The organism is Streptomyces sp. TM32 (assembly GCF_004122755.1).
GTDB classification, from domain to species: Bacteria; Actinomycetota; Actinomycetes; order Streptomycetales; family Streptomycetaceae; genus Streptomyces; species Streptomyces sioyaensis.
On record NZ_SDIG01000032.1, the window covers coordinates 28,973 to 54,434 of the forward strand.

24 protein-coding genes and 1 tRNA gene are annotated in these 25,462 nt (G+C 69.7%); 14 read left to right on the plus strand and 11 right to left on the minus strand.

Going from position 1 to position 25,462, the window contains the following annotated elements:
- Positions 1-114 precede the first annotated feature (114 nt).
- On the minus strand, positions 115-735 hold the full coding sequence (locus EST92_RS10695) for a DUF461 domain-containing protein (RefSeq protein ID WP_129280706.1): 621 nt from the start codon (positions 733-735) through the stop codon (positions 115-117).
- Between the two features lie 806 nt (positions 736-1,541).
- On the opposite strand from EST92_RS10695, the gene EST92_RS10705 reads away from it, so the two are divergent.
- From EST92_RS10705 to EST92_RS10735, 7 genes are all read left to right on the plus strand, one after another.
- On the plus strand, positions 1,542-2,024 hold the full coding sequence (locus tag EST92_RS10705; protein ID WP_003953493.1) for a CarD family transcriptional regulator: 483 nt from the start codon (positions 1,542-1,544) through the stop codon (positions 2,022-2,024).
- 417 nt (positions 2,025-2,441) lie between these two features.
- Positions 2,442-3,188, plus strand: coding sequence for a 2-C-methyl-D-erythritol 4-phosphate cytidylyltransferase (gene ispD / locus EST92_RS10710; RefSeq protein ID WP_129280707.1), 747 nt, complete (start codon positions 2,442-2,444; stop codon positions 3,186-3,188).
- Positions 3,181-3,708: a 2-C-methyl-D-erythritol 2,4-cyclodiphosphate synthase gene (gene ispF, locus EST92_RS10715; protein ID WP_129280726.1), complete on the plus strand. Its 528-nt coding sequence runs from the start codon at positions 3,181-3,183 to the stop codon at positions 3,706-3,708. Before ispD ends, ispF begins: the two co-directional genes overlap by 8 nt.
- Before the next feature lie 163 nt (positions 3,709-3,871).
- On the plus strand, positions 3,872-4,276 hold the full coding sequence (locus tag EST92_RS10720) for a PPOX class F420-dependent oxidoreductase (protein ID WP_129280708.1): 405 nt from the start codon (positions 3,872-3,874) through the stop codon (positions 4,274-4,276).
- A gap of 144 nt (positions 4,277-4,420) precedes the next feature.
- Positions 4,421-5,812, plus strand: coding sequence for a cysteine--tRNA ligase (gene cysS / locus EST92_RS10725; protein WP_129280709.1), 1,392 nt, complete (start codon positions 4,421-4,423; stop codon positions 5,810-5,812).
- A gap of 128 nt (positions 5,813-5,940) precedes the next feature.
- Positions 5,941-6,897, plus strand: a complete 957-nt coding sequence (gene rlmB, locus EST92_RS10730; protein ID WP_129246538.1) for a 23S rRNA (guanosine(2251)-2'-O)-methyltransferase RlmB — start codon at positions 5,941-5,943, stop codon at positions 6,895-6,897.
- 156 nt (positions 6,898-7,053) lie between these two features.
- Positions 7,054-8,697, plus strand: a complete 1,644-nt coding sequence (locus EST92_RS10735) for a DoxX family membrane protein (protein WP_254068761.1) — start codon at positions 7,054-7,056, stop codon at positions 8,695-8,697.
- A 437-nt stretch (positions 8,698-9,134) separates the two neighbouring features.
- On the opposite strand, the gene EST92_RS10740 is transcribed toward EST92_RS10735, so the two are convergent.
- The 3 genes from EST92_RS10740 to ugpC all read right to left on the minus strand — a co-directional run bounded on the left by EST92_RS10740 (position 9,135) and on the right by ugpC (position 11,665).
- Complete coding sequence (locus EST92_RS10740; RefSeq protein ID WP_129280710.1) at positions 9,135-9,863, minus strand: nucleotidyltransferase family protein; 729 nt, start codon at positions 9,861-9,863, stop codon at positions 9,135-9,137.
- A gap of 30 nt (positions 9,864-9,893) precedes the next feature.
- Positions 9,894-10,310 carry a hypothetical protein gene (locus tag EST92_RS10745; RefSeq protein WP_129280711.1) on the minus strand — a complete coding sequence of 139 codons (417 nt, stop codon included), beginning with the start codon at positions 10,308-10,310 and terminating at the stop codon, positions 9,894-9,896.
- Positions 10,311-10,528: 218 nt separating this feature from the next.
- Positions 10,529-11,665 (minus strand): sn-glycerol-3-phosphate ABC transporter ATP-binding protein UgpC, encoded by a 1,137-nt coding sequence (gene ugpC / locus EST92_RS10750; protein WP_129280712.1) that lies wholly within the window; start codon positions 11,663-11,665, stop codon positions 10,529-10,531.
- Between the two features lie 176 nt (positions 11,666-11,841).
- Between ugpC and EST92_RS10755 the strand changes: the two genes are divergently transcribed.
- A tRNA-Thr gene (locus EST92_RS10755) sits at positions 11,842-11,915 on the plus strand.
- 45 nt (positions 11,916-11,960) lie between these two features.
- Here the strand turns inward: EST92_RS10755 and EST92_RS10760 are convergent.
- Both EST92_RS10760 and EST92_RS10765 read right to left on the minus strand, forming a co-directional pair.
- Positions 11,961-13,622 (minus strand): tyrosine-type recombinase/integrase, encoded by a 1,662-nt coding sequence (locus EST92_RS10760; protein ID WP_129280713.1) that lies wholly within the window; start codon positions 13,620-13,622, stop codon positions 11,961-11,963.
- On the minus strand, positions 13,619-14,299 hold the full coding sequence (locus tag EST92_RS10765; RefSeq protein WP_129280714.1) for a helix-turn-helix transcriptional regulator: 681 nt from the start codon (positions 14,297-14,299) through the stop codon (positions 13,619-13,621). Before EST92_RS10765 ends, EST92_RS10760 begins: the two co-directional genes overlap by 4 nt.
- Before the next feature lie 94 nt (positions 14,300-14,393).
- On the opposite strand from EST92_RS10765, the gene EST92_RS10770 reads away from it, so the two are divergent.
- From EST92_RS10770 to EST92_RS10790, 5 genes are all read left to right on the plus strand, one after another.
- Positions 14,394-14,624 carry a hypothetical protein gene (locus EST92_RS10770; protein WP_129280715.1) on the plus strand — a complete coding sequence of 77 codons (231 nt, stop codon included), beginning with the start codon at positions 14,394-14,396 and terminating at the stop codon, positions 14,622-14,624.
- A gap of 326 nt (positions 14,625-14,950) precedes the next feature.
- On the plus strand, positions 14,951-16,099 hold the full coding sequence (locus EST92_RS10775; RefSeq protein WP_254068762.1) for a DUF3631 domain-containing protein: 1,149 nt from the start codon (positions 14,951-14,953) through the stop codon (positions 16,097-16,099).
- Positions 16,100-16,283: 184 nt separating this feature from the next.
- Positions 16,284-17,090: a DUF2637 domain-containing protein gene (locus EST92_RS10780; protein ID WP_129280716.1), complete on the plus strand. Its 807-nt coding sequence runs from the start codon at positions 16,284-16,286 to the stop codon at positions 17,088-17,090.
- A gap of 366 nt (positions 17,091-17,456) precedes the next feature.
- On the plus strand, positions 17,457-17,798 hold the full coding sequence (gene mobC / locus EST92_RS31595) for a plasmid mobilization relaxosome protein MobC (RefSeq protein ID WP_174243980.1): 342 nt from the start codon (positions 17,457-17,459) through the stop codon (positions 17,796-17,798).
- Between the two features lie 4 nt (positions 17,799-17,802).
- Entirely contained in the window at positions 17,803-19,500 is a 1,698-nt protein-coding gene (locus EST92_RS10790) for a relaxase/mobilization nuclease domain-containing protein (protein ID WP_129280718.1), read from the plus strand.
- Here EST92_RS10790 and EST92_RS10795 read toward each other — a convergent pair.
- From EST92_RS10795 to EST92_RS10815, 5 genes are all read right to left on the minus strand, one after another.
- Positions 19,480-20,337: a hypothetical protein gene (locus tag EST92_RS10795; protein ID WP_129280719.1), complete on the minus strand. Its 858-nt coding sequence runs from the start codon at positions 20,335-20,337 to the stop codon at positions 19,480-19,482. The two genes, EST92_RS10790 and EST92_RS10795, sit on opposite strands and share 21 nt — an antisense overlap.
- A gap of 6 nt (positions 20,338-20,343) precedes the next feature.
- The gene (locus EST92_RS10800; protein WP_129280720.1) at positions 20,344-21,516 is read right to left on the minus strand and encodes a cupin domain-containing protein; all 1,173 of its coding nucleotides are present in this window, start codon (positions 21,514-21,516) and stop codon (positions 20,344-20,346) included.
- A gap of 173 nt (positions 21,517-21,689) precedes the next feature.
- Positions 21,690-21,887 carry a hypothetical protein gene (locus EST92_RS10805; protein WP_129280721.1) on the minus strand — a complete coding sequence of 66 codons (198 nt, stop codon included), beginning with the start codon at positions 21,885-21,887 and terminating at the stop codon, positions 21,690-21,692.
- Between the two features lies 1 nt (position 21,888).
- On the minus strand, positions 21,889-22,272 hold the full coding sequence (locus tag EST92_RS10810) for a DUF6415 family natural product biosynthesis protein (RefSeq protein ID WP_129280722.1): 384 nt from the start codon (positions 22,270-22,272) through the stop codon (positions 21,889-21,891).
- A 157-nt stretch (positions 22,273-22,429) separates the two neighbouring features.
- Positions 22,430-23,743, minus strand: a complete 1,314-nt coding sequence (locus EST92_RS10815; protein ID WP_161981729.1) for a helix-turn-helix transcriptional regulator — start codon at positions 23,741-23,743, stop codon at positions 22,430-22,432.
- Positions 23,744-24,156: 413 nt separating this feature from the next.
- Here EST92_RS10815 and EST92_RS10820 point away from each other — a divergent pair.
- The coding region (locus EST92_RS10820) for a hypothetical protein (RefSeq protein WP_135789047.1) at positions 24,157-25,462 on the plus strand (1,306 nt) is incomplete at its 3' end.

Below are 25,462 nucleotides of genomic sequence, written 5' to 3' on the forward strand. Positions count from 1 at the left end.
GGCGCCGCCCGGGCGGGCCAAGCCGTAGTACGCGTCAGGGGCGCCCCTCCGAGCCGGAGGGGCGCCCCTGACGCGTTGCTGCGACGGGCCGGCGTCAGTGACCGCCGGGCGTCATCAGGGCTTCGCGGAACGGGACGGGCTGGCCGAACCGGACGGCTTGCCCGACGCCGAGGGCTTCCCGGAGCCCGACGGGGACGGCGAACCGGACGGCTGCGGCAGCTGGGAGGGCCCGTAGCCCGCGAAGTAGCTCTTCGCCGGGACGACATAGGCGTTGATCCCGACCTTGCCGGCCGCGCTGAAGGCGAACGTCAGCGGCTGGGCGTTCCCGTCCTTGACGGCCTCCCGGCCGCTGGCCAGGACGGCCGAGGCGTCGCCCTTGCCGCCGATCACGATGGAGCCGCCGGCGGGCACGGTGACCGTGCCCGAGCGGGAACCGGCCGGCGAGAGCTTGGCGGACTGGCCGGTGCCGTCGACGGAGATCGCAGTCAGCTTCTGGTCCTTGGTGCCGCTGTTGAACACCGTCGCGGAGATCACGGCCGGGCCCTTGGCGTTCACATCGGGCTGGGTGATGACGGACGCGTTCTGGATCTTGATGTCGCCGACGGAGGTCGCGGCGTTGTCCGGCTTGACCTGCAGCGTCTGGGCATCGTTCCCGGCCCCGCACGCGGACAGCGTGGCGATCGAGAGCGAAAGGACGGTGGCGGCGAGGACGCCGCGTCGAAGGCTGCGGCTCACGGCGGCGGCATCTCCTTGACGAGCTACGGCGGCCGAACTTCGTGCCCGGTCGCGGATGGACGGCTGGGGCGGCACTGCGTACGCGTCATGACGACGGGTGCGTAAAGCCGCCCTAAGGGTGTGTCAGCGCCGCTAGGTTACCGAGCCGTCCTCACGCCGCCGCACCCGACCCGCCCCCAGCGCACTCAGGCCCCGTCACCGCTGCTCGCGCCCGGTTTGAACGGCACGGGGAACGAGCCCCGGAACGGACCGGAGAGCGGCCCACGGAAGAGGACACGGATCGCTCCACCGACGGAGCGCACTTCGCCGCACAGATCGCCGCACAGTTCCGGCCGCACAGTTCCGGACGCACCACGAGAACGCGCACCGAGAACGTGGCGGAAATTCGACGAGCGGCCGTTCGGGTGAGGGCAGCCAGACCCCCCCGGTGAAAAGCAGTATTCGCAGAGAATGTGAAGGCCTCGCGGAATTGATCACACTCATCGACCGTCGGCTGTTGATCAATTCGGGAATCGCTCGGGAGAGGTCCGTGAGCGGCCGAACGGAGTAGCGGAACTCGCTCATGCGGATCTGCGCAAATCGGGACGTTCGACCTCTCGAACCCCGCCTTCTCGGTACGTGACGGGCATGTTTCCACTCACCCGTGCAGCCCCTCCGACCTGCGAATACCCGCCTTCCGCGACCCCTCGCAGCACGTTCCGGTTGCTGTTGTCAAGCCCCGAGATATGCCCTGACCTGCGAAAACGCCATTCAGAACGGCCCGTTCCCGTGTTAGCATGGATAGCCACGGAAGGGGTACCTGTCACATGACGTTCAAGGTTGGCGACACCGTGGTCTATCCCCATCACGGGGCCGCGCTGATCGAGGCCATCGAAACTCGCCAGATCAAAGGCGTGGACAAGACCTACTTGGTGCTGAAGGTCGCCCAGGGCGACTTGACTGTTCGTGTGCCAGCGGACAATGCGGAGTTCGTCGGCGTACGCGACGTGGTTGGTCAGGACGGGCTGGACCGGGTCTTCGAGGTGCTTCGTGCACCGTATGCCGAAGAGCCGACGAACTGGTCCCGTCGCTACAAGGCAAATCTTGAGAAGCTCGCTTCCGGCGATGTGATCAAGGTTGCCGAAGTGGTGCGCGACCTGTGGCGGCGTGAGCGTGAGCGTGGGCTTTCCGCCGGTGAGAAGAGGATGCTCGCGAAGGCGCGCCAGATTCTGGTGAGCGAGCTCGCCCTCGCGGAGAACACCAACGAGGACAAGGCCGAGGCCCTGCTCGACGAGGTACTCGCGTCCTGACGACGCTGTGTGTGGGTCAAGCGTGTGCTGGTCAAGTGTGTGTGGATCATGCATGCGCGGGTCACGCTTCCGCCGACGAAGTGTCCGGCGCAGCGACGACAGCGCCGACATAGTAATGCCGCGGTGCCCGAGTGACGACCGCTTCCCAAGTGGAGTGGTCCGTTGCCGGGCGCTGCGGCATATCTGCTGGCGGATCGGCGATTCGCTGAGATCGCCGACGGATCGCCGATTCACTGTGGCGTGCCGGGCCCGGGCGGCTGTCTCGACCGCGTCACGGAAGGGTCCGGTCGAGGCGTCGTGCCCGGCACTACCCCATGCTCTACGAGCGGGGGGCACTCCCAGGCCATACCCACCCCGTCCGAGGAAACAAACCTGTCTGCGTCAATTCCGGGCTCGCCCCGGACTCCGGAGCCATCGATGTCAGATCCCTCCCGCCCGGCCCGTACCGCCGCGGTGATTCCCGCCGCCGGCCGCGGTGTCCGGCTCGGTCCCGGCACCCCCAAGGCGCTGCGCACGCTGGGCGGCACCCCGATGCTGGTGCACGCCGTCCGTGCGATGGCCGCCTCCCGTGCCGTCTCACTCATCGTGGTGGTCGCCCCACCCGACGGCGCCGCCGAGGTCAGCCGCCTCCTGCACGAGCATCCGCTCGCCGAGCGCACCGACCTCGTGGTCGTCGCCGGCGGAGAGACCCGCCAGGAGTCCGTACAGCGCGGTCTGGCGGCGCTCCCGGACACCGTCGAGGTCGTGCTGGTGCATGACGCCGCGCGGCCGCTGGTGCCGGCAGACACCGTCGACGCGGTGATCGCGGCCGTGCGGGCCGGTGCGCCCGCCGTCGTCCCCGCGCTGCCGCTGGCGGACACCGTCAAGCAGGTCGAGCCGCAGCCGCCGGGCACCCCCGAGCCGGTGGTCGGCACCCCGGAGCGGGCCCTGCTGCGTGCCGTGCAGACCCCGCAGGGCTTCGATCTGGCGACACTGCGCAAGGCGCACGACACCGTCGTCGAGGGCGAGGGCGCCACGGACGACGCCGGGCTGGTCGAACGGCTCGGATCGCCGGTCGTGGTCGTTCCCGGCCACGAAGAGGCATTCAAGGTGACCCGGCCGTTGGACCTGGTCCTGGCCGAGGCCGTACTCGCCCGCAGGAGGGCCACCGATGGCTATGTCTGAGCAGCGTGCGACCGGCCCCGCCGCCGGGCTCCCCGGGCTGCCGCTCGTGGGCATCGGCACCGACGTGCACGCCTTCGAGCAGGGCCGGGAGCTCTGGTGCGCCGGGCTGCTCTGGGACGCCGCGGAGAGCGACGGATACGGCCTGGCCGGCCACAGCGACGGCGATGTGGCCGCACACGCGGCCTGTGACGCGCTGTTCTCGGCGGCCGGCGTCGGTGACCTGGGCGCACACTTCGGCACCGGCCGCCCCGAGTGGTCCGGCGCCTCCGGTGTGACGCTGCTGGCCGAGGCCGCGCGGATCGTCCGGTCCGAGGGCTTCACCATCGGCAACGTCGCGGTGCAGGTCATCGGCGTACGCCCCAAGGTCGGCAAGCGGCGGGACGAGGCGCAGAAGGCGCTGTCGGCGGCCGTCGGCGCGCCGGTCTCGGTCTCCGGGACGACCTCGGACGGACTGGGGCTGACCGGCCGCGCCGAGGGCCTTGCCGCGGTCGCCACGGCGATCGTCTTCCGTACGGCCTGACACCAGGGACGGACACCACGGCCTGAGGCCACGTTCCGGCACGAGGTGCGCCGCGGCGCCCGGCATTCCCCCGTATGGCGCGGGAATTCCGGGCGCCGCACGGGTGTTGGGGGAGGATCGGAGTGTTCGTGTCCACCGGAACGGCCTGCAGGAAGGACCCCTCGTGACTGCCACCCTGTCCGACGACCTCAAGAAGCTCCTGGACTCCCCGGTCTTCGTGACCGTGGCCACGATCCAGCCCGACGGCAGCCCGCAGCTCTCCCCGGTCTGGGTGAAGCGGGACGGCGACGATCTGCTGTTCTCGACGACCGTCGGCCGCCGCAAGGAGGCCAACATCCGGCGCGACCCCCGCGTCTCGGTCCTCATCCAGCCCTTCGACGCGCCGTACACCTACGCCGAGGTGCGCGGCTCCGCCTCGCTCACCACCGAGGGCGGGCAGCAGCTGATCGACGAGCTGTCGCAGAAGTACACCGGCAAGCCGTACGCCGACTTCAATCCCGCCGCGGCCGACGACGCCCCGCGGGTCGTGGTCCGGATCACCCCGCGCAAGGTGGTCGGCAGCATCTGACCGGACGCCGGACCCGCCGGAGACGCCGGGCAATACGACTATGACTGCCGGGCAATTACGGCGAATCGGACGGTTGTCGCGGATCCCTTCCCCCGTGGCCCAATGGGTCGCGGGGCACTGCCTCGTTCCGACTACCCTGGTTCCGTGACGATTCGCCTGTACGACACCAGCGCCCGGCAGATTCGCGATTTCACCCCGCTCGTGCCGGGCTGTGTCTCGATCTACCTGTGTGGCGCGACCGTGCAGGCCGCCCCGCACATCGGGCACATCAGGTCGGGACTGAACTTCGACATCATGCGCCGCTGGTTCGCCCACCGCGGCTACGCCGTGACGTTCGTGCGCAATATCACGGACATCGACGACAAGATCATCAAGAAGTCGGCCGAGCAGGGCCGCCCGTGGTGGGCGGTCGGCTACGAGAACGAGGTCGCCTTCAATACGGCCTACGACGCCCTCGGCTGCCTGCGTCCGACCTACGAGCCGCGCGCCACCGGCCACATCCCCGAGATGATCGAGATGATGCGCGGCCTCATCGAGCGCGGCCACGCCTACGCCGCGGACGGCAACGTCTACTTCGACGTGAAGTCGTTCCCGGGGTATCTCCAGCTGTCCAACCAGGAGTTGGACAACCTCCGCCAGCCCTCCGGCGAGGGGGAGACCGGCAAGCGGGACCCGCGCGACTTCGCGATGTGGAAGGCCGCCAAGGAGGGCGAGCCCAGCTGGGAGACCCCCTGGGGCCGCGGCCGCCCCGGCTGGCACCTGGAGTGCTCGGCGATGGCCCACAAGTACCTGGGCGAGGCCTTCGACATCCACGGCGGCGGCATCGACCTGATCTTCCCCCACCACGAGAACGAGATCGCGCAGGCCAAGGGCTTCGGCGACGACTTCGCCGCGTACTGGGCGCACAACGCCTGGGTCACCATGAGCGGCGAGAAGATGTCCAAGTCGCTGGGCAACTCCCTGCTGGTCTCGGAGATGGTCAAGCGCTGGCGCCCGATCGTGCTGCGCTACTACCTGGGCACCCCGCACTACCGCTCGATGATCGAGTACAGCGAGGACGCGCTGCGCGAGGCGGAGTCCGCGTTCGCGCGGATCGAGGGCTTCGTGCAGCGGGTCGTGGAGAAGGCCGGGCCGGTCGAGCCGGCCGCCGAGGTGCCGCCGGCCTTCGCCGAGGCGATGGACGACGACCTGGGCGTCCCGCAGGCGCTGGCGATCGTGCACACCACCGTCCGGCAGGGCAATGCCGCGCTGAGCGCCGACGACAAGGAAGCGGCGGTGGCCCGGCTGGCCGAGCTGCGGGCGATGCTCGGCGTGCTCGGCCTGGACCCGCTGGACGAGGCCTGGTCGTGCGACACGGACCGCGGTACGGACCTCCACGGCGTGGTCGACTCGCTGGTCCGCCTCGTTCTCGACCAGCGCCAGGCCGCCCGCTCCCGCAAGGACTACGCCAGCGCCGACGCCATCCGCGACCAGCTCCAGCAGTCCGGACTCGCCATCGAGGACACTCCCTCGGGCCCCCGGTGGTCGCTGTCCTGACCCCCGTCCCGCCCGCTGCCGGCCACCCGGATTCGACCGCCCCGGTGGCCGCGGGCGACACTCAATCCATACGTACGTACCCACTCCACGTCGCGAGACGTCGAGAGCAGTGAAGAAACAGGTGACCCATGGCCGGCAACAGCCAGCGCAGGAACCGCCGCACGTCCAACAAGAAGGGCGCGCAGGTCGGCAGCGGCGGCAAGCGGCGCCGGGGCCTGGAGGGCAAGGGCCCGACCCCGCCCGCGTCCGCTCGTAAGGGGCACGTCAAGAACCGCGTCGCCAACGCCAAGGCGAAGCAGGCCGCGGCGCGCCGCCCGGCGCCGCGCCGCGGTGGCGCCAAGGGCACCGCCGAGCTGGTCGTCGGCCGTAACCCGGTCTTCGAGGCGCTGCGCGACGGGGTGCCCGCGACCAACCTCTACGTCCAGCAGTTCATCGACACCGACGAGCGGGTGCGCGCCGCACTCCAGCTCGCCTCGGAGCGCGGCGACGTCAACCTCATGGAGGCGCCGCGCCCCGAGCTGGACCGGATGACCAACGGTCTCAACCACCAGGGCCTGGTCCTCCAGGTCCCGCCGTACGACTACGCCCACCCCGAGGACCTGGCCGCGGCCGCCTTCGACGACGGTGACGACCCGCTGATCGTCGCGCTCGACGGCGTCACCGACCCGCGCAACCTCGGTGCGGTCGTCCGCTCCGTGTGCGCCTTCGGCGGCCACGGCGTGGTCGTGCCGGAGCGCCGCGCGGCCGGCATGACGGCCGGCGCGTGGAAGACCTCGGCGGGCACCGCGGCCCGGACGCCGGTCGCCCGCGCCACCAACCTGACCCGGACCCTGGAGTCGTACCAGAAGGCCGGTCTGACGGTCGTCGGCCTGGCCGCCGACGGCGAGCTGGAGCTCCAGGACGTCGAGGCGCTGGACGGCCCGGTCGTCATCGTGGTCGGCAGCGAGGGCAAGGGCCTGTCGCGGCTGGTCGGCGAGACCTGTGACGTACGGGTGCGGATCCCGATGCCGGGCGGCGCCGAGTCGCTGAACGCCGGTGTCGCGGCCGGTGTCGTCCTGTGGGAGGCGGCGCGCCGCCGCGGCTGAGTCCAGGTGCCCCAGGGCGGACGGTGCGGACCGCGCCACACCCTGGGGCAAGACCTGACCCACCGTAGATCTTTGCGGAATCCCGTGATCTTTTGACGGGTCTCGGACAGATCGACCCGGTCAAGGCAGTGTCTTAAGCGCGGGTCACTCGGTTAGATGAGCGTGGACACCAGAACACCCCGCACGCCTACGGGGGGACGCTCGCCGGGCTTCGATGACGAGCCGGGCCTGAGCTCGGTCAAGGTGCCGTGCGATCCCGCGCAGGTCATCGTCAACCACGCCAGCTTCCGCGTACAGCTCGCCGCGCCCGCGGAGCGCCACGCCGTGGCCGACTCCGCGCACATCCCCGCCCTCCGCAGCTCGGCCGCCGGTGCCAGACGCCGGGCACCCGTGGTGTGGAGCGGCCGCACCGCACCGGGCGGCACGGCCGGCGCCACCACCCAACTCCTGCACGCGGTGCGCGACTCGGGCATCGGCCTGGACGGCGGCCAGGGCGAGGACATCGGCACGACCCAGGTCCTGCCCCGGATCCGCCTCGGCGACGGCGCCCCCGCCCAGACGGTGATCGGCCAGCGCGGCCCCACCGAGCCCGACTCCCTGCTGCGCGGCGTACGCCCCGTGGGCGGCGCCTACGACAGCGACCACCCCTACCGGAACACCCCCTACCGCGACCACGGCCGGCTCGACGACGGCTACGACGACGCCTACGACGACGACCGGTTCGAGGCACCGGACGGCTACGACCCCGGCGGCAAGCGGCGCGGCGCCGAGTCCGTGCGGCATGCGTACTACCCCGGCCGCCGGATGAACCTCGGCGTCGTCCTCCTCCCGCTGCGGATCTTCCTCGGCCTGATCTCCGTCTACGCCGGCATGGGCAAGCTCTGTGACCCCGTCTACTTCGACGGCGGCGAGCGGGGCTCGATGGTCAAGTGGCTGCAGTCGCTCGACCCCTGGGCGCTGGCGGTGCCGCTGCGGGACTTCGCGGTCTCGCACCCGGTCGGCGCCGGCCTGACCGTCGCCTTCCTCCAGGTAGTCGTCGGCGTCCTGACCATCTGCGGGCTGTGGCAGCGTGTCGCCGCGTCGATCGGCACCCTGCTGTCCGCGGCGCTGCTGATGACCGTCAGCTGGCGGACCGTCCCCGCCTACGACGCCCCCGACATCATCTACCTCGCCGCCTGGAGCCCGCTGATCATCGCGGGCGCCCCGGTCTACTCCATGGACAGCCGGCTGGCCGGCGAGGCCTGGCGGCGGCTCGGCCCCCGTGTCGAGGTCGCCGACCTGCGGCGCCGGGTGCTGCGCCGCGGCGCCATGATGACCGCGATGGTGGCCGGACTGACCCTGCTCATCGGCTCGCTGCTCGGCGGGGCCGTGCGGTCCGCGACGGTGGCGACCGTCCCGCGGCCCGGAGAGCCCGCGATCAACAACCTGCCCGGCTCCCCGCTGCCCCGCCCCGACAAGCACACCGCCCGGCCCGGCAAGCGGCACCCCGGCAGCGCCGCACCGCGCCCCGGCACGCCCTCCGCGGACGCCTCGCGCAAGGCCCACAAGCCCGGCACCCCGTCGGCATCGGCACCCGGCACCGGCCGGTCGTCCGGCAGCACCAGCGGCCTCTCCCAGCAGCCCGGGGCGACCACCAGCGCACCCCAGCAGAACCCGCCGACCCGCCACGCTCCGGTACCGAGCAGGGTGCCCACCAGCGCGGGCGGCACCGGCGGCGGCACCACCGGCACCGGAAGCTCCGGAAACGGCGGCTCCGGAGGCGACTCCGGCCGCGACGCCCTGGGCGGCCTCCTGGGCTGACCGGTCCCCCCGCCCCTGTCCCCGATCGCCCCGCTCGCTCCGTACGGCCCATTTCCCTCGGCCAGTACGGGGGAGGGCGGAGTGGTCGGGGACAGGCATGTCTTAAGGCACGTACGAGGCACGTACGAGGCACGTACGAGGCACGTACGAGGCACGTGCAAGGCATGTACGGGGCGCCGGAAGGCGGCGGAGGACGCGGCGGTGAGGATGTAGCGACCCAGAACGTGGCGACCCAGAACGTGGCGGCGAGCGAGAGGCGACCAAGGGGAGCCCGGGGAGTACGGGGAGCCCGGGGAGTACGGGGCGCGTGGCGACGGGCGGGCCGTGCCGGTACGGGACGCAAGGAAAGCCCCATGGGCGAATGCCACCCTCAACGCGCGTGCAGCGCCCTCAACGTGCGCCGCCCGCCCCTGCGCCGCCCCGCCCCTGTGTCGCCCTCAACACCCCTGCGCGCTCAGCTCCTTGGCGGCCTCGGTGAGGTCCTTGGCGGTGTCGATGGCACGCCAGTAGGCCCCCTGGGGGAGCGGGAAGCCGGCCAGCCGGCGTTCGCGGGCGAGGCGCGGGAACGTGGTGCGCTCGTGGTCGCCGCGGGTGGGGAGCAGGTCCGTGAAGGCGGCGGAGAAGACGTACACGCCGGCGTTGATGAGATACGGCGAGGGCGGCGACTCGATGAAGTCCAGGACGTGCCCGAACGCGTCGGTCTCCACGGCACCCCAGGGGATGTGCGGGCGGGCCAGCGCGAGGGTGGCCTCGGCATCGCGTTCGTGATGGAAGGCGGCCATCTCGCGGAGCGGGAAGCGGGTCCAGATGTCGCCGTTGGTGGCGTACCAGGGCTCGTCCGGGCGGGGCAGCGAGCCGGCTGCGTACTTGAGCCCGCCGCCGCGGCCCAGGGGCTCGGTCTCGACAACGGTCGTGACGCGCAGGGGGAGTTGGGCGTCGGCCAGCCAGTCCTGGAGGACGCCGGCGAGATGCCCGCAGGAGACGACCACGTCCGTGACGCCTTCGGCGGCCAGCCAGTTCAGCTGATGGCCGATGATCGGGGTCCCGGTACCGGGAATCTCGACCATCGGCTTCGGGCGGTCGTCGGTGTACGGGCGGAGACGTGAGCCCTGGCCGCCGGCCAGGACCACGGCCTGCGTGGGGTGAGGATGCTGGGCACCTGTCATGGTGCGCACCCTATGCGGTGCGAGCGGGGGTCACTGGGCGGCGGCGACGCCGGTGGCGAAGGAGGTGTCGCAGACCGGGCGGGAGAAGGCCTGGGCGCGGTGTGCGGCGCCGTACTTGGCGACCGCGGCACGGCCGAGGTCACGGGCGATCGAAGCGCAGTGCTTGGCCAGCGAGGGGCGCTTGGTGGTCGCCTCCTGGAGGTGGGTCAGGGCGGTCCCCGGATCCTTCTCCTGGAGCTCGACCAGGAGGCGCTTGCGCAGGGCCTCCTCGGGGGTGCTGTGCGCGGCCGTGGTGGCGGCGCTTCCGGAGGAGGCGGTCAGCACCTGTGAGTCGGTGGCCGTCGATGCCCAGGGGACGCGGGTGACCGCGAGGGTCCCGGACAGCACGAGGACGACGGGAAGGACCAGGGCGAGAGTTCTGCCGATGCGGCGGGCTGCGGAGTTCACGGTCGAGATGGTAGCGAGGAGTGATGATTTGGCGACATTTGGTCACCATATCGAGGGATGTAATGGCCCGTCGGTGCGGTACTGATGTTGACGCACTGGTAGGAAAAGCCCGGTTATGTCCCTGTAGTGGCAATGCCGCGTAGTCGGGCAGCACAGCGGCGGCGGTACCGAGTGCTACCCCGGACCGCCGCCGCTCTCACTCCATGCCCGTCCCGATGTCAGTCGGTGAGGCGCTCCCCGGACGACGTCGAGAAGACGTGCGTCTCGCCCGGCCGCGGCACGACGTGCAGCCGGGTGCCCTTGTCCGGGACCTGCCGGCCGTGGACCCGTACGACCAGGTCCTTGACCTCGCCGCCGACCTCCGCGGTGCCGTACACATAGCCGTCGGCGCCGAGCTCCTCGACGACATTGACGGTGATGGCCAGACCGGCCGGTGCGTCCGCGCTCTCCTTGGACAGCGCCTGCGCGGCGGCGCCGTTCTGCTCGACGATGTCGAAGTGCTCGGGGCGCACGCCCACCGTCACCGTCCGGTCACCCTTGTCGGCGGCCGCGGCCAGCGCCTCGCGGTTGACCGGCACCACGCTGTTGCCGAACTTCACGCCGCCGTCGGTGATCGGCACCTCCACCAGGTTCATGGCGGGCGACCCGATGAACCCGGCCACGAACAGGTTCGCCGGCCGGTCGTACATGTTCCGCGGCGAATCGATCTGCTGCAGCAGACCGTCCTTGAGCACGGCGACCCGGTCGCCCATCGTCATGGCCTCGACCTGGTCGTGCGTGACGTACACCGTGGTGATGCCGAGCCGGCGCTGGAGGCCCGCGATCTGCGTACGCGTCTGCACCCGCAGCTTGGCGTCCAGGTTGGACAGCGGCTCGTCCATCAGGAAGACCTGCGGCTCACGGACGATCGCCCGGCCCATCGCGACGCGCTGCCGCTGACCGCCGGACAGCGCCTTGGGCTTGCGCCCCAGGTACTCGGTCAGGTCCAGGATCTTGGCCGCGTCCTCGACCTTCTGCCGGATCTCGGCCTTCGGCACGCCGGCGATCTTGAGCGCGAAGCCCATGTTGTCCGCGACCGTCATATGCGGGTAAAGCGCATAGTTCTGGAACACCATGGCGATGTCCCGGTCCTTGGGCGGAAGGTGGGTGACATCGCGGTCCCCGATGCGGATGGCGCCTCCGTCGACGTCCTCCAGCCCCGCGAGCATGCGCAGGGAGGTGGACTTGCCGCATCCGGAGGGGCCGACCAGGACCAGAAACTCGCCGTCCTCGATGGCGATGTCCAGTTTGTCGACGGCGGGCTTGTCGGAACCCGGGTAGATACGGGTTGCCTGGTCATACGTGACCGTAGCCATGGTGAAAGTCCCTTCACCGGCAGGAACGTGCCGGACGATCCGAGTAAAAGGAGTGGTGTAGTCCACTTATATGGACTCTCCGTGACGTTACCCGGGCCCGGCCCCGGTGTCAGTAGCCCGGCAGTCACGAATTGGGGACGGGCATCCGGCGAGCCTGGGTACACTGCTTCACGCACGCCTCCTTAGCTCAGCTGGCCAGAGCACCGCTCTTGTAAAGCGAAGGTCGTCGGTTCGAATCCGACAGGGGGCTCTGAGCGTGCCGCGCTGACCTGGGGTTTCTCCCCAGGGAGGCGTTCTATTCGGCCTCGGACTCCTCGTCCGGGGCCGTTTGCGTGCGCGGTGCGTGAGCGGATGGGGCAGCAGGGCCGCGCTCAGCCGCGGATTTTCCGGCACCGTTTGTCACGGCTTCAGGTTCGGTTCCGGGTTCTTCGTCCGCTTCGGTCGTGGTGGTCGGCTTCGTCGGGCGTGCGCGGGGGACGAGGCGGGCGGCGGCCTCGGCGATTGCCCGGTCGGTCTCCGGCAGCAAGCTCGTGTAGGTGTCCGCCGTGATGGCGATCGAGGAGTGGCCGAGCATCTCCTGGATGTCCTTCAGGTCGGCCCCGGCCGCGTGGGCGAGAGTCGCCGCCCCATGGCGCAGGTCGTGGAGCCGGATCGGCGGGAGGCCGATCTCCTCGCACAGCTCGATGAAGCGGCGGGTGACGTTGGCGGGGTGGAGCATCTCGCCGTTCTCCTTGGTGAAGACGCGTCCGGTCTCCGCCCAGGCGCTGCCCCACTCCTCGCGGTCCGCGTCCTGCTGGATGCGGTGCCGTTTGAGGGCCCGGACCGTGTCTGAGTCGAGCGCGATCGTCCGAGCGCCCGCGTCGGTCTTGGGATCGTCCTCGTACACCTCCCAGCCGTGCACGACGAGTTGCTTGGCGACGGTGATGCGGCCGTCGTCGAGGTGCGTGTCGGTCCACCTCTGCCCGCACGCCTCGCCTCGCCGCAGTCCACGGAAGACGATCAGGTGCCACAGCGCGTAGAGGCGGTCCTCGGCGACGTGGTCGAGGAAGAGGCCGGTGTGCTCCGGCGTCCAGACCATCACGGGCGAGGGCTTCTCGCCGGTGCGCTTCCAGTGGAGGATGCGCTCCTCTGTCCACACCAGAGCCTTGGGGCGCTTGCCGGCCTCCAACTCGACGTGGGAGGCCGCGTTGAAGGTAATCAGCTGCTGGGCGATCGCAGCGTTCAACGCGGCTCGCAGCGTGGAGCGGATGCGCTGACGCGTGGCTGGAGTGACGACGCGGCGGAAGGGATCCATCTCAGCGATGGCAGCCTTCAACACCTGGCGGCGGGCGCGGTGGACGCGACCCTTCCAGGGAATCTCGGCCAGGTCCTCAATTGCCCTGCGACGGGTGGCATTTGCCTCGGTGATGTCGACGTTGGCCTCGGCGATGGCCTCGAACATCTCCGACAGGTGGCTGACGCGAAGACGGTCAAGGCGGAGGTGTCCGATCCGCGGTTTGAGGTGGAGGCGGATGTTGCCCTCGTCGCGGCTGATGGCACTCGGTCGCCCCTTCTTGCCCGCCAGCCACATGTCCAGCCAGTCGCCGACAGTGAGGCGGCTGGTCAGGTCCAGGCCGTGGCTGAGGCGCCGCCGGGTCTCTTCGACGTTCGGCAGGGGCGCCTTCTCGTCCGCCACCTTCTCCAGCAGCTCGGCGATCTGGGCCAGGCCCTCGGGGTCGTCGGCGTGGGAGAGCCCGAGCAGGGCGCGTATGTGGTTGAGGTCGGCCTGTGCGGCTTTGAGGGTCTCGTAGCCGGCGCGGCTGAAAGAGCGGCGGGTGCCGTCCTCGCGGGGCGGGAGTTCCTGGCGTATGGAATACGAGCCGTGCTTGCGGCTGGTGAGCTTGGGGCAGTTCTTGCCGAGCGGCTTGCCGGTCTTGGGGTCGCGGCAGTAGCAGCGGCGGTGGGTGGAGCCCTTCAAAGGCGTTCCTCCGGGGTGGCGTTGGCGTCGGCTTCGGGTGGGTCGACGTCGTTGAGTGCGGGTGGGAGGACGGGCGGGGTGGCTCCGTCGTCGCGGAGGTCCCGACGGAGGTGGCGGAGGTTGTACTTGGCCGAGATGGCCTGGTCGGCGTACGTGGTCCGCTTGCGCTCAGCTTCTTCCTGCCGGGCACGGCTGGTTGCCGTCTTGACCGCGAACCGTGCCTGCTCTTCTTCATCGAGTGCGGCCAAGGCGGTGCGTACGAGGCTGGCGTGAGCTTCGAAGTCGGGCACGAGGCCCGCGTCGTAGCCGGGCACTTCCTGCTCGCCGGTGAAGCGCCGCAGGGCGTCCCAGGTGGGCACGAGGTCCTGGAACGGCAATTCCTGGGTCTGGTCGACGTACCCGACGGGGAAGATCAGGCATGCCGGGTAGGTCTCCAGGGCGGCGGCCAGGACCATGACGTCCACCAGCGGAAGGCTGGCCCGGCGTCCGGACTCCATGTTGGCGATCACGTTGCGTGGGATGGGATGCCCGAGCCTCTCGCACTGGTCGGCCAGATCCTGAGCGCTCCACCCCATCTCCTTCCTTCTCCGCCGGACTTCGCCGGCCACGTTGGCCTTGATCCGGTCCTCCCACTCGGGGAAGTCGTCCTCATCATCATCGCTACCGTGTTGTGTCACTCAGACACATTAGCTTGAGGATCCTGGTTGGTGGTCGCCTGGAGACGGACGTGATGACCGCGTTCGCCGACGGCTGTACCGAAAGGGATGCCGCATGCGCGAAAACGCCGCTGCCGGACGAATGAACGGGATGAGCCGGGAAGATCTGCTTGCGCTTCCAGTAGCCGTTGACCTGGAGACCAGTAATCGCGCCCTGGGGCTCGGCCGGAGTAAGGGCTATGAGCTGGCGAAGCGGGGTGCGTACCCGTGCAAGGTCCTGCGACTCGGCAACGCCTATCGCGTCGTCACCGCAGATCTGCTGGATCTGCTCGGGTTGGCGGCGTGAAGGGGCGGCAGCGTAGCAGGCGATTCTGCGTTGAGCTGACACAGAATCGCTGGACTGTGGGCAGGGGTGGACGTACGGTCCGTGTTCCCTCGCGATGGCCTGGTGTCCGCGAGACGGGGAGGGGCCTCCGGCGGTGCAACGCCGGAGGCCCCAGCAACCCCGAACGGCCCGTCAAGAACCAACCCGGCGGCAAGGGCGCGCAAGCCCGCCACCGCCAGACGAGGAGCTGCCCTGTGGAACATGCGGGAGCCGAGCCCTATTCCGACTCCGACAAGCCTGTATGGCCGCCTGTTGCCGTCCCCGGCCAGCCTAGTGACGCCCCTTCCGTGCCGTCGCCGGGCGAGCCGCCGACCGTCATACCCGACCCCGCCCCGGTCTCCGAAGGCGAGCAGGTGCTGACGGAACTGCGGGAGCAGATCCGTCGGTATGTCGTGCTGCCGAGCGAGGAAGCCTTCACGGCGGTAACCCTGTGGGTTGCGGCGACCCATCTGCAGACCGCATGGCAGCACGCTCCGAGGCTGGCCGTCGTGGGGCCGGCCAAGCGGTGCGGCAAGTCGCGGCTCCTGGACGTGATCACCGAGAGCGTCCACGACCCGCTGATCACGGTCAACGCCTCGGCTGCCGCGGTCTTCCGGTCGATCACCGACGCCCCGCCGACCCTGTTGGTCGACGAGGCCGACACGCTCTTCGGCTCGGTGAAGGTCGCGGAGAAGAACGAAGAGATGCGCGGCCTGCTCAACGCGGGACACCAGCGCAACCGACCCACTCTCCGGGTCTCCGGCCCCAACCACGAGGTCGCGAAGTTCCCCACCTTCGCGATGGCAGCCCTCGCTGGCATCGGCGACCTGCCTGACACGATCATGGACCGGTCGATCGTCATCCGGATGCGGCGCCGCAGGCCGGGCGAGAAGGTTGCGGAGTTTCGCACCTTCCGTGACACCCCGGCCCTCCACGCGCTGCGCGACAGGTTCGTCGCATGGCTGGCACCGCTCCACGCCGACGCGATGGAGCTGACGCCGACCATGCCGGTCGAAGACCGCGCGGCTGATACCTGGCAGCCTCTGGTGTCCGTCGCCGACCTCGCGGGAGGTCAGTGGCCTGACCTCGCCCGCACCGCCTGCCGGGTCACGGCCAAGCACGAGGCCGAGCAGGACCAGGACAGCAGCAGCCTGGGCATCCGCCTCCTGGCCGACATCCGCCGCGCCTTCGCCACCGAAGGCAATCCACCGGCGCTCCGCACCGGTCGTCTCCTCGACATCCTCAACCAGGACGACGAGACGCCCTGGCCGGAGCACACCGCCAACGGCCTGACTCCTCGCGGCCTGCAGATCCTGCTCAAGGAGTACGGCATCAGCTCGGCCACCCGCCGCTTCCACGGCAACGTCCAAGCCAAGGGCTTCACCCGCCTGCAGTTCGCCGACTCCTGGGCGCGCTACTGCCCCGAGCCCACGCCGGAACCCACGACCGGCGCCTGACCCGGCACGACTCGTCTCGACTCGTCTCCACGCAGGTCAGCGCGGGGACGAGTCGGAGACCTGCAACGAGTCGACTCGACATCACCGACGCACCCGTACCTGCCCTGACCAGGCGTGTAACGAGTCGCGACGAGTCTCCTCAGGCCACGGCCACATCAGCCCCGCATTTCCTGGAGCACCACGCTTGCCTTCACCGCTCAACGCCCCCTCCGCTTCCCCGGTGCCGCTGACCGTCGCGATCCGTGCAGGTGTGGCGCTACTGGCCGTGGCGGCCTTCGCGCTCTCCTACGACGCCCTGCGCCAGATGGCCGCCGCCAGCCACATCCACCCGGCGCTCACCTATGCCTTCCCGCTCGTCATCGACGGCTTCATCGCCATCGGGATCGGCGCCCTGCTCACCCTGCGGCAAGCGCCTCTATCCGCCCGCCTCTACGTCTCGGCGCTGGTCGGCATCGCGACCGCCACAAGCATTTGGGCCAACGTCCTGCATGCCATCCGCCTCAACGAGCAGGCCCGCCACACAGGACTTGCCCTCGACGACATCACCGTCGGCGTGATCTCTGTCATCGCCCCACTCGCCCTGGCCGGGGCCGTTCACCTTTACCTCCTTGTCGCCCGGCGCCCGACCGCCGCCGACGGCCACGACAGCGAGGGCCACAGCGACAACAAGGGCCACACACCAGTCTGGGGAAACAAGGCCAGTGCCACAGCACCGCCTCCCGCTACGAACGTCAACGCCGTGGATGGGCCGGCGATCAAGCAAGTGGCGGTGACCGCGCAGCAGCACGGTAGGCGCGGAGGGAACCAGCCAAGCCTTTCCCTGGAGCAGGCCATCGACATCGGCCGCACCGCCCCCCTCGGCCGGGCCGGGCGCGTCTCGCGCCGCCACATCGAAAAGGCAATCCGGGACAAGGGATTCGGCATCTCCCGCAGCCGCCTGGATGAAGTCAAGAACCTGCTGCAGGCCGAACTCGACGAAGCCGCCGCATGAACCGGTTGGCCCCCATAGCCCTCGTCGTCCCCGCCCGCCTCTCCCGCGCATCAGCACGAGAGGGGCGGGCCCTCACTCCCACCGTTTGCAGGAGCCCACATGCACGACGTCGATGACGAACCCCAGCTCCCCTCAACACAGCAGACGATCACCACCCCAGCTTCAGACGCAGCAAGTTGTCGGGTAAGGAGTCCTTACCCGGCCTCCGCCCCAGAGGGGGCGGAGGCAACCGGCGCCGAGGGGGCGCCGGAGTCGGCCGGCCCAGGGGAGCCGACCGAAGGAGGGGCCAGTCAGTCCTCACCGAGCGCACCGCAGACGCCTGCCCCTCATCGTCGTCTGCGAGAGCCGCAGCCGCGTGAGAAGCGTGTGTATCCCCGCTACAGCGACAACGAGTTCGGCCTCGTCCAGAAGGCCGCTGAACTGAGTCACATGGCGCTCGGCGGCTACGTGGCCGAAAGCTCGCTCGCCGCTGCCCGCTCCGATGCCCCCACCGCTGCGGTCGCCGACTATCGCGCCGCGGTCAAGACGCTGATGGATGCCAACCGCCAGCTCGCCATGGTCGGCAACAACCTCAACCAGCTCACCCGGCACCTCAACGAGGACGGTGCCTGGCCCCACCACGACACCGTCCAACGGCTCCTGGACCACGTCGAGACATCGATCGCTGAAGTGGACGACGCCATCGTTCACGTGACCACGGGTCGGTGAGCCGTTGATACCCAAGATCATCCTCGGCAAGGGCCCACACGCCACGCGCCGCACGATCGGCTACCTCTTCGGCAAGGGCCGGGCCAACGAGCACATCGACCCCCACCTGGTGGCCTCCTGGAACGACTTCGCCCCCGACCCCGGCCGCAGCCCGCACCGCAACCCCAAGGACGTGGCGGACCAGCTCGCCGCGCAGCTCGACCAGCCCGTGAAGATGCTGGGCGACAAGGCACCCAAGCACACCGTGTGGCACTGCCCCGTCCGTGCCGCCCCCGAGGACCCGATCCTGACCGACGAGCAGTGGGCGGATGTGGCGCGCCGGATCGTGGCCGCCGCCGGCATCGTGCCCGACGGGGATGAGGAGGCGTGCCGGTGGGTGGCGGTGCGCCACGCGGACGACCACATCCACATCGCCGCCACATTGGTGAGCCAGGACGGCCGGCGTCCGAGCCGCGGCTACGACCAGCGCGCTGTCCAGAAGGAGGCCCGCAGGATCGAAGTGGACTACGGGCTCAGGCGGCTCAAGCCGGGTGACGGCACCGCTGCTAAGCGCCCGACCAGCAAGGAGCACTTCAAGGCCAAGCGCCACGGCCAGGACGCGACAGCACGCGAGGTCCTGCGCCTCCGGGTACGCCGCGCGGTGGCAGCCGCGTCCAGCGAGGCCGAGTTCTTCGCGTTGCTGGAGGCGACGGGCGTGACCGTGCGGCCGAAGGCCGGGCCTTCCGGCGATGTCCTCGGCTACAGCGTCGCCCTGCCCGGCGACGTCAACAAGGTCGGCGAGCCGGTGTGGTTCTCCGGCTCCACCCTCGCCAGCGACCTCTCCCTGCCCAAAGTCCGCCAACGCCTCTCCGACACCGCCCCCGAGCCGATCGCTCCGCGGCCGGGCGATCCGTGGCACCAGGCCACAGCCGCCACGGAACGCATCCCCAGCCACCTCACCTTCGGCGATGACCACGCGGTCCAGGGACAGCTGGTCGCGCTCGGCGCGGCCCTGGACCTTCTGCCGGTCACCGCACCGTCCGCAGCGAAGGCCGAACTGCAGCTGGCCGCAGCTGCCTTCGAGCGCGCCACCCGCTCTCGCATCACCGCCGACCGCGACAGCGCACGCGTCCTGCGCCGCAGCGTCCAAGCCATCTGGCGTCATCCCGATGCGGCGGGCGACGGGTCGGGGCCGGCGATGCTGCTGGACGCCGCGCTCACCGCAGTGGCCTTCGCGATCCACTGGCACCGCACGCACCAGCACGCCCAGCAGGAGGCGGCAGCCCAGCAAGCCCTCGTCCACCTCCAGGCCGCCTACGGAACGGTCATCGAACCCGCACTCGGCGACCTCGCCCGCCGCGCTCCTGGCCAGCAGACCAAGCACCGCTACGCCCACCACCTCCGGCGGGCCGTCCCCGAACACGCCGAGCGCATTGTGGAAGACCGGGCCTGGGATGCACTCGCCACCGTGCTTGCCGAAGCAGAGAGGCAGGGCCACAACGCGGCCACGGTCCTCAATCAGGCACTCAGCCAGCGCTCCCTGGACGACGCCCGCCACCCCGCCCGCGCACTGACCTGGCGCATCCAACGCCTCGGCCAGCGCCACGCCTCCGGCCCTCGGGCGCAGGCCGCCATGGCCCGCAGCACCGCGCTACACCCCACCGCGCCGGCCTCAGCAGCAGCCGTCCCGTCCTCGCAGCGCTCACCGGCCCGACGACGCTGATCCGGATCGTGGGTCCTTCAGCCGACTGAGGTGTTGCCGTACGTCGTCGGCCAGGTCTGCGTAGAACGGCACTCGGGGAGCGGCTTGGAGGATTTCCGTGCAGGCGGTCAGTTCGCCGATCCGGCCGGGCGGGGTGTCCAGTACGTCGGCGAATTCCTTGCGGATGCGCTCGGCGACGTCCGGCACGGGTAGGGAGTGCAGGTAGAGGGTTGCGGCGTCGTAGCCGATGGGTGCCGTGCCCCAGCCTTCCCAGTCCAGGAGGGTCAGTGCCGGGCCGGTGAGGTTGGCCCAGTGGAGGTCGCCGTGGGCCGTGGTCCAGGTGATCTCGCCGGGGGTGACGCCGGTGAACTCCGGGACGCGGCGCCGGATGTACTCCTCGCGCACCGCCTGACGGTCTGTGCCGACGAGCGCGATGTGTGTCAGGGCCAGGTGGAGGTCCTGCCACCAGATGTCCGGGAGATCGGCGTGGTGGTGGAGTACCGGGCTCTTGGCCACGGGCGGTGCCGCGACGAAGTCGTAGTGTTCTGCCCGGTAGTCCCAGCCGTCCGTCGACCAGTCGCGTAGACCAAGCAGCCGGGGCCGGGGCACTGCGGATGGGAGGGACCGTTCCGCCTCCCGCGGGCCTTCCCACAGCTTCCCGCCGCTCTTCCCCTGGGGATCACTCACCAGCCGCAGCCATGCGACCCCCGTAGGCGTGTAGACAGCCCCGGAAAGCGTCCTTCCCTCGTATCCCCACACCTCTCCGCCCGTGGTGTCGACGAGGCCCATCAGGGCGCAGGCGTGGCCGCGGGCGGAGAGCATGCGGTCCCTGACGGCAGGCTCAGGGGCAGTGAACATCGTCGGCTACCTTCTCCGGCTGACGGCGGCGGCACCGGCCTCGACCAGCTCGGAGATGAGGGCTGAGACGTGGCCGAGGGGGAGCCCGGAGCTTACCGACAGTTCGCCCAGGGTTGCGGCGCTTCCGTCAAGGAGAAGCTTGATCACGGCGAGGACCGGCCTGCTGAACGTCCACTCCTGGCCGCCGGCGCTGAACACGACGTGGCCGATCTCGTCCACGCCGTACCAGGCTCCGGCGGCGGTGAGCCTGACGCTCAGGCTCTCGTCCGCGGGGATGCCGTCCACGAACGGCAGTGACGGCATCGGCCGGCCCGGGTCCGTGCTCCCTCGGGCGTTGATGAACTCCTCGATCACCCCCTCGTGCAGGGCGTCGGCGAACTCCTTGCGCAGGGCTTGGAGATACGTGGTCCGTTCGTCCGGAGGGGCGAAGTACGGCAGGTTCGCACGGATCGTGGTCGAGACCCGCAGCTGGTCCGCGAGCCACGACAGGAGGTCCGCTCCGGTGGTGGGCTTGAGCCCGCAGGTCAGGTGGAGGGACCGGCCCTCAGTGGCAGCGACGGCGTGCCACCAGCCCCGGGGCAGATAGAGCATGTCGCCGGCCTGGAGGACGATCTCCGCGACCGGGGCCCCGGTTGGTGGCTCAGGGGCCTCGGTGTCGACGCGCAGGGGGTCGATCCGGGTGGCGCCGTAGATCTTCCACCGCTTGGCGCCTTCGAGTTGGACGACCACCACATCGTGGTCGTCCCAGTGCACGCCGAAGCCTTCCTTCGGAGTCCATGAGGCGTAGAGGTTGACCTGCACGTCGGTACGGAAGTGCCGCTCCAGCGCGCTCGCGAGGTCTTCCACACCGGGGTGCAGTGCGTCGACGGCGTCCAGGACGAGCGAGGCGCCGTCCTTCAGCTGGTGGTGCAGGTTGGCGGGCTCGATCCGGTGCCAGACCGTGTGGCGCTTGGACACCACAGGGTGGGCGTAGCTGTGTTGCGGGATCTGGCTGCCGTCGTTGAAGAGCCGCAGCCGCGGGGGTTCGAGACGGTGCCGGGCGATGATCTGGTTGAGGTCGTCCCAGGTAAACAGGTCCGAGAAGTCGCCGACGCGCGGCCAGAGGCGATAGGTGCGGCCGAACGCCTCGGCGGGGAAGTCCCCGCCGAGGCTCCGGACCGCCGAGGAGATGGCGGTCATCTACGGCTCCGATCAGTCGTTGCCGTCGCCCTTGCCAGTGCCGCCGCCGTCGCTCAGCCGGTCCTGGCTGCGGGCGGCCTGCACGGAACGCTTCGAGACGATCAGGTCGTTCATCGCATGTTCCTTTCTCTTCGGTTCTCCCACCGGGGTTCCGGTGGGAAATCTGTGGACGCCTAGACGGGCGGCGCCGGGTCGGTGTCGGGTGCGGAGGCTGGGGCTGTCAGGGTGCGGTCGGCGTCCTGCTGCACGGTCAGGGCCAGGAGCGTGAGGGTGGCCGATGCACCCAGCAGCCACAGGCGCCCCAGCCAGATGTCCAGCCGCGGCTCACCGCTGCGGTGGCGGCCCCTGGCTCCGTGCTCGGACCGCGTCACCTCATGCCCCCTGGTTGTGGTGGATCTGGCGGAGCAGCTGCTGGACGGACCGGGCCAGCGACTGAAGGCGACGGGCGGCCGACACCAGTCCGTCGCCAGGCCCGGATCGCAGCTGGATCTGGGCGTTGTCGATCTGGGCGTGTTCCCGGTACCAGGCGACCTCGCCCGGCCGGTGTACTTGGACGTGCTCCTTGGCCTGTTCGACCAGCGGGTCGAGATGTCCCTTGAGGGTGTCGATCAGCCGGAGGACTTCGTCATACGGGGGAAGGACGATGGTGGAGCGCAGAGCTGCGGCGATGTCCGCCTGGATCTGGTCGATGCCGTCGGTGCCTGCCGGGCGCAACTGACCCGGCAGCGGCTGCTGATCGGCACGGGTGGCATCCATGGTGCAACTCCTCGAAGACGGTGGTGGTAGTCACCACCGCCAGGGGCGAGGAGAGGCCGGCCTTACACGGCCCCTGGCGGCTGAGTACGAGTCAACCGCCGGAGCAACAGGCAGATCCGCAACCGGGTTGCGAGGTAGTAATCCCTTTGCGGGTGGGTCAGTTGACGGCTACGCCCGCGCGGCCGGCGAACGCCCGGACCCCCGGGAGGGTCCGGTCATGCCGGAGCAGACCGCTGGCCAGGTTCTTGACCGACCCGCGCCGGATCTCCTGTGGTGCGGCCCGCTCGGCCGCCAGCAGCGCCCGGTAGCACTGCTCGGGCTTGCCCCACTGGTCGAAGCACCGGGCCACGTCAGTGAAGAAGCGCCCCTGCCGCTCGGCGGTCGGCAGGGCCGCGGGGTTGATGGTCCTGGCCAGATCGATCGCCTGCCCAGCGTCACCGAGCAGGTAGTGGACGGAAAGCTGGTGCAGCAGCACTTGCTGGGTACCGGTGTCCGTGCGGGCCTCGGGGCTCGTCCGGCCGATTTCGGCGGCTTCGGCGGCCTCGCCGATCAGCCCGTGCGCGGTGGGCCGATCGCCCATCTTGGCCGCCGTGTACGCGGCAGTGGCCAGCAGCGAGACACTCGCGGCCAGCCGGGCGGTCTCGGGGGTGCTGCGATCCCCACGCACGCCCTGCGCGGCCCTGACGGCGATATCAGTGGCGCGTGCGAGGTGACCTTGGCGGCGCCACGCACTGGACACCATCCGGTGCGCCTCGGCGATCGTCAGGGCATCGCCGCCGATCCGCGCAGAGGTCAGCGCACGGTCCGCAGTGATCGCCACCAGACCGTCCTCGCCGAGCTTGATGCACAGCCGAGTGGCGATGTTGTAGAGGTCGGCGACGGCAGTGGCCGACAGCTCCGCCGGCTCCAGGCCCTGAGCTTGCGCGATCCTGCCGGGCAGGTTCCGGGCCAGCGTGTCGTAGCGGGCGGCTCGGAATTCCTCTCGGGACACCTTCACTTCGGCAGCGACGCCGGCCGGTGACACCTCACTGCGCTTCGGCACGGTGGCATTGCCGTAGAGCAGGTGATCTTCCAGTGGCGCGAGGGTGCTGGCCTCGGCTGGAGAGGCACCGGCCAGGGGGGTGGTGAAGACCACCGCCGCAGCGGCCAGAAGTTCGCGGCGTCGCACGGGGTCGTCCCCCTCCTCTGGACCAAGATTGCGATCAACCCTAGCCGAGGTGGGCCTACGCCGGGTCGATGTCGGCGCTGGCCCGGACGGTGCGACAGCGAGAAGCTCGGACAGGGGAATATCCAAGGCATCAGAGATCTGACGCAGCGTATCCAGACTGTTGACCGGGATGACATCCCGTTCGACCTGAGACACCCAGCTCTCCGACCGGTCGATCATCGCAGCCAGGTCCCGCTGCGGCCATCCCTTGCGCCTGCGCGCCTTGGCGATCGTCTTACCGAGTGTGAGTTCGCTTCCCGCCACTGGGCACGCCCCCGAAGTCCCGTATCCCCATCGAGTGAGCATGCAACGGTACTGGCGGAAGAGGCCCTCCTGTAGGGGCGAGGCAGCCAAAGCAAGGCCACATGTCGGCTGGCTCCGCGGGCGACGGCGCCCCGAGTCGGCATGCCGGGCGATCCGTCACGCTGCAAGGGCAACCACGACCTGAAGTAGCTCGGCTCGCCTTCACTCGGCACCCCGGTCAAGATCACGACCCCGTGCTGGCCACCTCACTGAAGGACACCATCCGCTTCGCGCAAGGCGTCTTCGGTTGAAGCCAGCGGTACCAATCAAGCTGTCGGGGCCACAATCACCGGCGGCAGCAGCCAGGGCCGCACGCCCCGGAGCGGTTTGCCAGTCGCCCGACGCTCAGAGGGCTGCTTCGCTACCGTGGCTATGTGGCCTCGATGAACATGCCCTCAGCGGGCCAACCACTTGCGCCGGTCTATCCCTACAACAAACCGAGCCAGCCTGTCCGTCTGTACGACGGTCCGATCGGCGGTCTAGCAGCAACTGACGTTCCTGGCCGCGTCGAGCTGACCTGCTCCAATGGCTTCAGCTTTGAGTGGGAAGTTGACGACTGCGCCTCGCCGGACTTCGCTAACCGCGACGAAGTGCCGCTGACACTCCGCCGCTCGCTGGGCGACATGACCATGTCGGGCGTACCCCGCAACATCGGTGGAGGATGGTCGAACGGGGCGTCATTCGGTAACCCTAAATCTCCATTGACCCGCGTCGTTGTTCATTGGTTCAACCTGCCCAACTGGCACGGCCCGCTGGGACTAGTGGCGAAGACGACCAGCGAAGAGCGGGAGTGGTCAGGCCGTTGGGTGCATCAGGCGAGCGGCTGGAAGATCACGCTCGATGTTCGCCCTGACTACCAGGAGATTTGGCGCGATCTCCATACGACTAATGTGTATGTGATGACGCACGTCATGGAGGTGCGTCGTGCCGATGGCTCGCCCTTCACAGCTGACGAAGTCGAGCCCGCGCTGACCGCGATGCATGTTGGGATCTCGTTCGCACTCGGCCGATGGGCCGCGCCCATGCTGCCGGTCGGCGAAGACAGCGACGGTCGCGTGGTGTGGGAGCAATGGCAAGCCTCCCACTGCGACCCAGCGCGTAGAAGCAGTGATGGCTGGTGGTACGACCAAGATCACAAATCGCTCGGCGACTTCTTGGATCTCGTGATCGATGCCTTTGGCGACCCTGACAGACTCGCGCCGCTGCGCTTTCAGATGATGTACGCCATCTCCGCCATGCGGAGCCGTGACTTCGTTGAGCCCCGGATCATCATGGGTACGGCCGGCCTGGAACACATCATGTGGGAGCGCCTCGTCCTCAACGGCGCCCTGACCAAGCAGCAGTACAAGCACCGCCCGGCACACGACCTGCTGCGCGAGGTGCTACGTGATGCCCAAATCCCCGTCGGTATTGACGCCGACCTTCTGCCGACGGCCACGCAGTACGCCGCCCGCGTGAAGGCCGACAGGAAGATAGACATCGATGGTGCCGATGTTGTGACCTGGGTCAGAAATCGACTGGTACATCCACAAGAGTCACAGGAGCTGGTCTATCGATTGGAGGGCCTGACGAAGGACGCATGGCTCCTCGCTCGCCATTACCTCGTGTTACTTATCCTCAACTCTCTTGAATACAAGGGCAGTTACAGGGACCTCACCCGAATCCGTGGGTGGGTGGGTG

Coding starts and splice junctions, on each gene's coding strand:
- EST92_RS10705 (WP_003953493.1), top strand. CDS start 1,542: ATGACGTTCAAGGTTGGCGACACCGTGGTCTATCCCCATCACGGGGCC.
- ispD (WP_129280707.1), top strand. CDS start 2,442: ATGTCAGATCCCTCCCGCCCGGCCCGTACCGCCGCGGTGATTCCCGCC.
- ispF (WP_129280726.1), top strand. CDS start 3,181: ATGTCTGAGCAGCGTGCGACCGGCCCCGCCGCCGGGCTCCCCGGGCTG.
- rlmB (WP_129246538.1), top strand. CDS start 5,941: ATGGCCGGCAACAGCCAGCGCAGGAACCGCCGCACGTCCAACAAGAAG.
- EST92_RS10735 (WP_254068761.1), top strand. CDS start 7,054: ATGAGCGTGGACACCAGAACACCCCGCACGCCTACGGGGGGACGCTCG.
- EST92_RS10740 (WP_129280710.1), bottom strand. CDS start 9,863: ATGACAGGTGCCCAGCATCCTCACCCCACGCAGGCCGTGGTCCTGGCC.
- ugpC (WP_129280712.1), bottom strand. CDS start 11,665: ATGGCTACGGTCACGTATGACCAGGCAACCCGTATCTACCCGGGTTCC.
- EST92_RS10770 (WP_129280715.1), top strand. CDS start 14,394: ATGCGCGAAAACGCCGCTGCCGGACGAATGAACGGGATGAGCCGGGAA.
- EST92_RS10795 (WP_129280719.1), bottom strand. CDS start 20,337: ATGTTCACTGCCCCTGAGCCTGCCGTCAGGGACCGCATGCTCTCCGCC.
- EST92_RS10800 (WP_129280720.1), bottom strand. CDS start 21,516: ATGACCGCCATCTCCTCGGCGGTCCGGAGCCTCGGCGGGGACTTCCCC.
- EST92_RS10810 (WP_129280722.1), bottom strand. CDS start 22,272: ATGGATGCCACCCGTGCCGATCAGCAGCCGCTGCCGGGTCAGTTGCGC.